The sequence below is a fragment of the Mycolicibacter senuensis genome (assembly GCF_003284925.1).
GTDB lineage: Bacteria > Actinomycetota > Actinomycetes > Mycobacteriales > Mycobacteriaceae > Mycobacterium > Mycobacterium algericum_A.
In genome coordinates, this window is record NZ_QMEX01000157.1 from 1 (window position 1) to 7264 (window position 7264).

A 7264-nucleotide genomic window follows, 5' to 3' on the forward strand; every position below is an offset into this window, starting at 1 on the left:
CGGGGCCCTTGACGCTGCATAGGAGCATCCACGCCGTCCCCCACCCCTGGGGTCCGACCCACCCGGGCAACCTGCGCTGTCTATGCCGAAAGCACCACTTGCTCAAGACTTTCTGGATTGGGCCCGGCGGCTGGAGCGACCGTCAGCACCCCGACGGCAGCATCGACTGGACCTCCCCCACAGGCCACACCTACACCACCCGGCCGGCCAGCCGCCTGCTGTTCCCCGGCCTCAGCCTGCCCACCGCCACACCACCGGCCACCACACCACCGGTCGGCCACCAGCGCGACCTCATGATGCCCACCAGAAGAACCACCCGCGCCCAAGACCGCCTCCGATGCATCAACACCGAACGCGCCCTCAATCTGGCCCAACTCGAGAGGCCTCCCCCGTAGCGGGGGCCTGCTACACGCCCAGCGGTGACTCGACGCGGACCGTCTCGTCGCGGATCAGACCGCGCAGCAGGGCGGTGCTGAACTCGGCGGCGATCTCCTTGGCGCTGCGCCGACCGCTGGGCCGCAACCAGCGATAGGCCCCCAGCGTCATGCCGATGTAGCCGAGCGCCAGCACGTGCGAATCGCACTCGTAGAACTCGCCGCTGGCGATACCCCGGTCGATCAGGCCGTGCACGTGCTCGTAGACCTGGGCCTCCTTCTCCCGGACCTCGGCGACCTGTTCCTCTGTGAACCACTCGGTGATGTAGGGCTGCTCCTGGAAGTAGACCGCCGCCCCCTCCGGGTTGACGGCGATCTGGTCGAGCAGCCGCACCGTGTACTGGTACAGCGCCTCGCGCGCGGTCCAGGTCGGGTCATCGTGCACGGCGGCCAGCGTCCGTTCGGCGGCCTGCTGGTAGATGTCGTAGAGGATCAGCGACTTGCTTGCGTAATAGTGGTAGACGGTCGCCTTGTTCAGGCCGACCACATCGGCGACGTCGTCCATGCGGGTGCCGTGGTAGCCGCGGGCGGCGAACAACTTGGTGGCGACCGCGAGCAGCTCCTCGCGGCGGGAGGGCCCCTGGGCGGAGCTCCCCTTGTCGTTGGGCATGTGCACTCACTATTCGGCCGCCGGCATCACCCGGTCAATCAACTGGTTGGAAGGATTCTATGCAGTCCGGCACCGCACTGTTGACGGGCCGACTAAACTTGGGGAATCCAAGCTGAGGGGTTGATGACATGGGTCCTGGTTACGGTTACGATCCGAATCCGGATTACGACATGAGCGACGAGGCCGAGTTCTTCTTCAAGTACCTGACCTGGGGCCTGCGCGGCGTCGACGGCGGCGGCGGCTACCCGCCGCAGAACTACCCGCCGATCTAATCCCGGCGAGCAGGCGTCACGGCCCCCGATCCATCACCGGATCGGGGGCTTTTTGCCGGGAGCCCACCCGCTTACCGGGGACTACCGCAACGGAGCCGTCCACGCGGTGTCCTATCGTGGCGAGGTGACCTCCCAGCCGGATCTGCCCGGGGCGTGGAATTTTCGCGACGTATCAGAGACGACCGGCGCGCTGCGCCCGGGCCGGCTGTTCCGGTCCAGTGAACTGAGTCGCCTCGATGACCGGGGCCGCGAACAGCTGCTGCGTATCGGGGTGGCCGACGTCGCCGACCTGCGGTCCCCGCGGGAGGTGACGCGGCGCGGGCCGGGCCTGGTGCCCGACGGTGTCGACATCCATCTGCTGCCCTTCCCGGATCTGGCCGCCGACCAGGCACCCGAGAGCTCCTCGCCGCACGAGGACGCGTTCCGCAAGATGATGGCCGAGAAGCCCGATGCGGACACCGCCGCCGACGTCGCGGCCCGCTACATGCTCGAGGAGTATCAACGCTTCCCGACCCTGGGCGGCTCCCGCCGGGCGGTGCAGCGGGTGGTGTCGCTGCTGGCGGCGGGCCGCCCGGTGCTGGCGCACTGCTTCGCCGGCAAGGACCGCACCGGGTTCGTCGTTGCGGTGGTGCTGCAGGCGGCCGGCGTCGACCGGGATGCGGTGATGGCGGACTACCTGCGCAGCAACACCGCGGTGCCGGTATTGCGGGACCGGATCATGGACATGATCCGGTCCCGGCCCGAGGACGAGATCACCCCCGAGGTGCTGACCTTCAGCGAGGCCCGGCTCTCCGACGAGGTGCTCGGCGTGCGCGCGGACTACCTGGAGGCCGCCCACCGCTCGATCGAGCAGAACTTCGGCTCGCTGGACGCGTTCCTGCACGCCTCCGGGGTCACCGACGCCGACCGGGACGGGCTGCGCGCCGCACTGGTCGACTGACACCGTGCGGCCGCGACGCCCCCGGGCCGACCGCGCTACTGCAGCGAGAAGCTGGCCGCCTTGGCCGCCGACATGTCGGCGATTGTGGACCACTGCGCCGCGACGTCATCGACCGACGGCGGATTCTCGAAGTTGGCGCCGGCGTTCTCGAACAGCGCCGCCCGCTGCACCTTGCCGCCGCCGGCGATGAACACCGAGCCCGTCTCGGCGAGCTCTTCGGTGCACAGGTAGGCGACCACCGGTGCGACGTACTCGGGCTTGAGCTTGGCCAGCACCTCCGGCGGCAGGATGTCCTCGGTCATGCGGGTGGCGGCGATCGGGGCGATCGCGTTGGCCTTGATGTTGTACTTGGCGCCCTCGATGGCCAGCGTGTTGATCATGCCGACCAGGCCGAGCTTGGCGGCCCCGTAGTTGGCCTGCCCGAAGTTGCCGAACAGTCCGCTGGTGGAGGTGGCCACCACCACCCGGCCGTAGCCCTGCTCGCGGAAGTGCGTCCAGGCGGCGCGCACCACGTTGTACCCGCCGTAGAGGTGCACCTGCAGCACGGCATCCCAGTTGTCGAAGGTCATCTTGTGGAAGGTGCCGTCCCGCAGGATGCCGGCATTGCTGACCACGCCGTCGACCTTGCCGAACTCGTCGATCGCGGTCTTGATGATGTTGGCCGCGCCATCGGGGTCGGCGACGCTGTCGTAGTTGGCGGCGGCCCGCCCACCGGCCTCTTTGATCTCGGCGACCACCTGATCGGCCATGTTGTGGCCGGCTCCGGTGCCGTCGCGAGCACCGCCGAGATCGTTGACCACCACTGCGGCACCCTCGCGGGCCAGGGTCAGGGCGTATTCACGGCCAAGTCCGCCACCGGCTCCGGTGACCACGACAACACGATCCTGCACTCCGGGCATGAGCTTCCTTCCTCGATTCGATCGTCACGCTAGAACAGCCGACGCGCCAACTTCCAGGCCTTCTCTGTATACGGCGGGTAGATCATCGCGCTGACATCGGGTCGGGTCGGCTTGGTCAGCACCGTCTTGCGGTGGCTGAACTCCTCGAAGCCCCACCGGCCGTGGTAGGCCCCCATCCCGGACGGGCCGACGCCGCCGAAGGGCAGCTTGGCGGTGGACACCTGGAACACCAGGTGGTTGACCAGCATGCCGCCCGCGGGCACCCGGCTGATCACCTTCTCGCGCACCGCGCGGGTCTTGGTGAACAGGTAGGCCGCCAGCGGCTTGGGCCGGGCATTGACGAAGTCGATCGCGTCGTCGACCGAATCGACCGAGATCACCGGCAGGATGGGCCCGAAGATCTCGTTGGTCATCAACGGCTCGGCGGGATCGGGGTCGACGACCACGGTCGGTTCGATCCGCAGGGTCGCGGGATCCGAGCCGCCACCGAGCGCCACGCTGCCGCGAGTGTCGGCCAAATACTTTGTGAGGCGGTTGAATTGGCGTTCGTTGACGATACGCATGCCGTGCGTCTCTTGCGCACGGAAGTCGGTGATGGCCGCGCCGATCCTGGCAACCAGCTCGTCGCGGATCGCGGTGTCGGCCAACACATAGTCCGGGGCGACGCAGGTCTGGCCGGAGTTCAGCAGTTTCGTCCAGGCGATCCGCTTGGCCGCGACGTCGATGTCGGCGTCGGCGGCCACGATGCACGGGCTCTTGCCGCCCAGTTCCAGCGTTACCGGTGTCAGATGTTCGGCCGCACCGGCCATGATCTTGCGGCCGATCTCGGTACCGCCGGTGAACATCACCCGGTCGAAGCCCTGGGCGATCAACGCCTGACTGACCGCGCCGTCGCCCTCGACCACCACGATCGCGTCGGTGTCCAGGTAGCGCGGCACCAACTCGGCCATCAGCCGCGACGATGCGGGGGCTATCTCGGATGGCTTGAGCACCACGGTGTTTCCCGCCGCGATCGCGCCCACCAGCGGTCCCAGTGTCAGATAGAACGGGAAGTTCCAGGCGCCGATGATTAGCACCGTGCCGTAGGGCTCGCACTCCACCCAGCCGCGGCCGGGCAGCTGGGCCAGCTCGAGCAGCCGGTGCCTGCGCCGCATCCACTTCTTGACGTGCTTGGCCGCATACCGGGCCTCGGCGGCGGTGCCGGCGATATCGGCCAGCCACGCCTCGAACGGCTTGCGGTCGAGGTCGGCCGCGAGCGCCTCGGCGATCTGTGCCTCGTTCTCGTTCATCATCTGCTCGAGACGGCGCAGCTGGGTGCGCCGCCAGCGCACATCGCGCGTCCGCCCGGTCGCGAAGGTGCCGCGCAGCGCGGCGACGACATCGCCGACATCGGTAGTGGTGGTCATGATCCCTTCCTACCGCTGCGCGGCCGGTGATGCCGCACGATCGGCGCAAGAAGGGCCGCCGCTGAACCGGTCAGCCGCGCACCGCGGTGACGAATTCCGAAAACGCGTCGGTGTCGTCGCCCATCGGCACGTCCACCCAGCGTCCCAGCCGGCGCATCTCGTCGGTGGAGTGCTGCGCGGTAGCCCGCCAGCCATGCCCGTTGAGCCAGTCCGGCACCGCCGCGCGGTCCTCGTCGTGGTAGATCAGGTCCTGGATGTCCACCGTCTGCTCCAGGCCGATCTGCTCGGCGACTTTCTTGAAGCGTTCCGACATCTCCTGGCGCCGCTGATCGGCGTGGCTGGCCGCGGTCTCGACCGCGATCCGGCTCCCGGGGGCGCTGAGCGCCGTGATCTGCTCGAACAGCCGGTCCTGGGCGTCGGCGGGCAGATACATCAACAGGCCTTCGGCCAGCCACGCCGTCGGGGCCGCCGGGTCGAAGCCGGCGTCGGTCAATGCGGCCGGCCAGTCCTGCCGCAGATCGACGGCGACCGCGCGGTGCTGCACCGGCGCCCTCACGTCGTGGGCCGCCAGTGTGGTCTCCTTGTAGCCCAGCACCTTCGGTTGATCGATCTCGTAGACCGCGGTCCCGGCCGGCCAGTCCAGTCGGTAGGCGCGGGAGTCCAGCCCGGAGGCCAGGATCACCACCTGGCGGATCCCCGACTCGACCGCCTCGGCGAAGTAGGCGTCGAAGAAGTGGGTCCGGACCGCCTGGTAGCTGCGCATGTGGTGATACACCGCGGCGATCTCGGGGTCGACGGACTCCAGCTTGTCGATCAGTGACTCGTTGAGCAGCGTCTCCCACACCCCGGTGCCGGCGTTGGCGACCAGAAGTTTGGCGTAGGGATCGGAGATCAGCGGATCGGAACTGTCGGTCTCGACCGCGCGGGCAGCGGCCACCATCACCGCCGTCGAGCCGACGCTGGTGGCGATGTCCCAGCTGTCGTCATGGGTGCGCAGTGTGCTCATCGGTTACCTCGCTCGCTTGCCATCGGTGTCGCAAGCCATGCTACCGAAAGAAGTTAGGCGAGCTATTCACTGCTTTCGGCGGCCGGCGCGGCCGGCTGACGCAGCTGCCAGAGCCGGTTCGCCAGCATCGCCTGCACGCTGGCGATCACCGCGGCCGACTCGTCGTGGTCGCCGAGCGCGGCGATGTAGAACCCGATCCCCCACAGCACGGCCAGCAACGTCTCGGTCAGGTCGCCGACCGAGGTCGCGGTGACCAGCTCCCCCCGGTCGATGGCATCGGTGAGCGCGTCGGTGAGGAACTGCCGGGTCGGACCCTGCAGGTCACCGACCAGCGCCCGCAGTTCCGGGTCCCGCTGAGCGTCCAGCACTGCGGTGACCGCGAACGCCGCGGCCGTGCGGTCCGCCTCCCCGAGCTGGGCGAACGCGTAGATGACCGACGACAGCCGTGCGATCAGACCGTTCTCGGCGCGCGCCCGTTCGACGGCGTTGTCGAGAATCGATTCGTTGCGGTCGAGCACCGCCTGGTAGAGCAGTTGCTTGTTCGAGAAGTAGTGGTTGATCGCCGGCCGCGTCAGATGCGCGCGGGCGGCGATGGCCTGAAACGTCGTCGCGTGGTAGCCGAACTCGCCGAACACCCCGCTGGCAGCGACCACGATGCGTTCCCGGGTCACGCCGGACCGTGCGCCGCGGGGACGGCCGAGCCGGTGGAACGCAACTTCCTGCATGAGATAGATACTGACACCGCCGCCGTGACCCGTCGGTAAATTCCGCATTACGATCATTCACTTCTGCATCCCCCGATGCGTCCCGCCAGCGGCTCCGGGGAACTAAAGTCGACTTATGGGCGCGGTGCTCTCCCGACAGGCGTACTTCGAGACGGGTCTCGAAGTGCTGTCGGAACTGGGATACGGCGGCCTCAAGCTGGCCGAAGTCTGCCACCGGCTCGGGGTGACGACGGGGTCGTTCTACCACTACTTCACCAGCTGGCCGGCCTACACCCGCGACCTGGTGCAGCATTGGCTGGACTTCCGCACCGTGCAGCACGTGGAGTTCGTACGGGCCCTGCCGGATCCACGCGAGCGTCTCGACACCCTGATCCAGATCGGCCTGGAGCTGCCGCACGGCGCGGAGGCCGCAATCCGCTCCTGGAGTTCGGCGGATCCGCAGGTGCACGCCGTGCAGGCCCAGGTGGACCGGCAGCGCTTCGACATCCTCTACGAGTCGGCGCTGGAGGTCCTGCACGATGAGCGTCAGGCGCAGCTGTTCGCCAGCTGGGGGATGTACATGCTGATCGGTTACGAGCAGGCGCTACTGCCCCGCGACAGTGCCGCGATCGCCTGGATAGCCGCCCAGCTGCTCGACGCACTGGACTCGGGACGATTCGCGAGCGCCGCAGGCACCGAAACCCCCGGACAGCCCTTCACAGCGAGCTGATTCGCTGCACCGGCAGCCGCGGCCCGCGCCGCGGTTCGACGGCCAGCCCACTCTCGATCAACAATCGCACCACCCGGTGGCGGTGCGGTCGCATCGGCGCCAGTAGTTCGACCATGGCGCCGTCGTCGATCGGATGGCCCAAAAGTGTCCAGCCGATCATCTTCGCGACGTGGTAGTCGCCCACCGACAGCGCGTCGGCGTCGCCGAAGGCACGCTGGGCGGTCTCGGCCGCGGTCCACGCTCCGACACCGGGCAGCGACATC

General features: G+C 68.3%; 9 protein-coding genes and 1 pseudogene. 4 read left to right on the top strand and 6 right to left on the bottom strand.

The window, feature by feature from the left end; translation table 11 throughout:
• Positions 1 to 395 (top strand): HNH endonuclease signature motif containing protein (locus tag DQP56_RS20975; protein ID WP_133258990.1); only part of this gene is annotated, 395 nt, incomplete at its 5' end.
• Positions 396 to 405: 10 nt separating this feature from the next.
• Here DQP56_RS20975 and DQP56_RS20980 read toward each other — a convergent pair.
• On the bottom strand, positions 406 to 1044 hold the full coding sequence (locus tag DQP56_RS20980; RefSeq protein WP_112688740.1) for a TetR/AcrR family transcriptional regulator: 639 nt from the start codon (positions 1042 to 1044) through the stop codon (positions 406 to 408).
• A 128-nt stretch (positions 1045 to 1172) separates the two neighbouring features.
• Between DQP56_RS20980 and DQP56_RS20985 the strand changes: the two genes are divergently transcribed.
• Positions 1173 to 1316: a hypothetical protein gene (locus DQP56_RS20985; RefSeq protein ID WP_013827042.1), complete on the top strand. Its 144-nt coding sequence runs from the start codon at positions 1173 to 1175 to the stop codon at positions 1314 to 1316.
• 124 nt (positions 1317 to 1440) lie between these two features.
• Positions 1441 to 2256, top strand: a complete 816-nt coding sequence (locus DQP56_RS20990; RefSeq protein ID WP_165825097.1) for a tyrosine-protein phosphatase — start codon at positions 1441 to 1443, stop codon at positions 2254 to 2256.
• Between the two features lie 35 nt (positions 2257 to 2291).
• Here DQP56_RS20990 and DQP56_RS20995 read toward each other — a convergent pair whose 3' ends face one another.
• The 4 genes from DQP56_RS20995 to DQP56_RS21010 all read right to left on the bottom strand — a co-directional run bounded on the left by DQP56_RS20995 (position 2292) and on the right by DQP56_RS21010 (position 6292).
• The gene (locus DQP56_RS20995) at positions 2292 to 3155 is read right to left on the bottom strand and encodes an SDR family NAD(P)-dependent oxidoreductase (RefSeq protein ID WP_112688744.1); all 864 of its coding nucleotides are present in this window, start codon (positions 3153 to 3155) and stop codon (positions 2292 to 2294) included.
• A gap of 29 nt (positions 3156 to 3184) precedes the next feature.
• Positions 3185 to 4561: an aldehyde dehydrogenase family protein gene (locus tag DQP56_RS21000; protein WP_112688746.1), complete on the bottom strand. Its 1377-nt coding sequence runs from the start codon at positions 4559 to 4561 to the stop codon at positions 3185 to 3187.
• A 70-nt stretch (positions 4562 to 4631) separates the two neighbouring features.
• Complete coding sequence (locus tag DQP56_RS21005) at positions 4632 to 5567, bottom strand: class I SAM-dependent methyltransferase (RefSeq protein ID WP_112688748.1); 936 nt, start codon at positions 5565 to 5567, stop codon at positions 4632 to 4634.
• Positions 5568 to 5629: 62 nt separating this feature from the next.
• On the bottom strand, positions 5630 to 6292 hold the full coding sequence (locus tag DQP56_RS21010; protein WP_112688750.1) for a TetR/AcrR family transcriptional regulator: 663 nt from the start codon (positions 6290 to 6292) through the stop codon (positions 5630 to 5632).
• A 115-nt stretch (positions 6293 to 6407) separates the two neighbouring features.
• Between DQP56_RS21010 and DQP56_RS21015 the strand changes: the two genes are divergently transcribed.
• Positions 6408 to 7001: a TetR/AcrR family transcriptional regulator gene (locus DQP56_RS21015; RefSeq protein ID WP_112688752.1), complete on the top strand. Its 594-nt coding sequence runs from the start codon at positions 6408 to 6410 to the stop codon at positions 6999 to 7001.
• Here DQP56_RS21015 and DQP56_RS21020 read toward each other — a convergent pair.
• Positions 6988 to 7264 (bottom strand): annotated as a pseudogene (locus DQP56_RS21020) (DNA-3-methyladenine glycosylase 2 family protein); the annotation flags it as partial. The gene DQP56_RS21015 and the pseudogene DQP56_RS21020 sit on opposite strands and share 14 nt — an antisense overlap.

Excerpts from the sequence above, each read along its gene's own strand:
- DQP56_RS21015 (WP_112688752.1), top strand. The coding sequence starts at position 6,408 with ATGGGCGCGGTGCTCTCCCGACAGGCGTACTTCGAGACGGGTCTCGAA.
- DQP56_RS21005 (WP_112688748.1), bottom strand. The coding sequence starts at position 5,567 with ATGAGCACACTGCGCACCCATGACGACAGCTGGGACATCGCCACCAGC.
- DQP56_RS20995 (WP_112688744.1), bottom strand. The coding sequence starts at position 3,155 with ATGCCCGGAGTGCAGGATCGTGTTGTCGTGGTCACCGGAGCCGGTGGC.
- DQP56_RS21010 (WP_112688750.1), bottom strand. The coding sequence starts at position 6,292 with ATGCAGGAAGTTGCGTTCCACCGGCTCGGCCGTCCCCGCGGCGCACGG.
- DQP56_RS21000 (WP_112688746.1), bottom strand. The coding sequence starts at position 4,561 with ATGACCACCACTACCGATGTCGGCGATGTCGTCGCCGCGCTGCGCGGC.
- DQP56_RS20985 (WP_013827042.1), top strand. The coding sequence starts at position 1,173 with ATGGGTCCTGGTTACGGTTACGATCCGAATCCGGATTACGACATGAGC.
- DQP56_RS20980 (WP_112688740.1), bottom strand. The coding sequence starts at position 1,044 with ATGCCCAACGACAAGGGGAGCTCCGCCCAGGGGCCCTCCCGCCGCGAG.